Origin of the sequence: Arcobacter sp., from assembly GCF_050300555.1 — a bacterium.
GTDB lineage: Bacteria > Campylobacterota > Campylobacteria > Campylobacterales > Arcobacteraceae > Arcobacter.
Window position 1 is genome coordinate 1 of sequence record NZ_JBNKXY010000167.1, and the last position, 664, is coordinate 664.

At 28.8% G+C, this 664-nt stretch carries 1 protein-coding gene; it reads left to right on the plus strand.

What is annotated here, in order from left to right:
- A partial coding sequence (locus ACQY5W_RS13200) for a hypothetical protein (protein ID WP_428025438.1) occupies positions 1-264 on the plus strand: 264 nt, incomplete at its 5' end.
- Between the last annotated feature and the right edge of the window lie 400 nt (positions 265-664).

Sequence of the window (664 nt, forward strand, 5' to 3'; positions counted from 1 at the left end):
ACATCATTTTTCTCCATTGAAAAAACAGTTCTAAAAGTTCAAGAAAATCACCGTCACATTTCTCTATTGAACAATAATTCTAAAAATTTAAGGAGTATGTCACATCACATTTCTTCATTGAAAAATAATTATAAAAAATCAAGGAAATCACCTCATACCACGTCATCTTTCTCTATTGAAAATAATTCTGAAAATTTAAGAAGCATGGTATATCACATTTCTCCATTGAAAAATAATTTTAAAAATCTTAAAAATGTATTATAATTCACCACGGGTCATTAATGGTGAATTCTCTCAACTTGCAAGCATGTCACATAACCATTCTCCATTGAAAAATAATTTTGAAAACTCTAGAAAAAATATTTTTTCCAAATTAGTCCCTCAACTGTAGAAAAATAAAGATGTAGTCCATGCAAATTTATATTTTGTCCCTAATTATATCTATTATTTTTTTCATTCTAATCATATTTGTATCAATTATCTTCCATCTTAAGTCAAGTTTAGCTAAAAACTATCTAATGTCTTCTCTTCTTCATATGATATTTAATTTTCTCTTAAATGATGTGTTGCTCGTCCAGCAACAACGTGTGGGGTTATCAACTAATAAGATAAATAGACATTGTTGGGATCAAGCATTCGAGGGCAACTCAATCCTGAACACGGG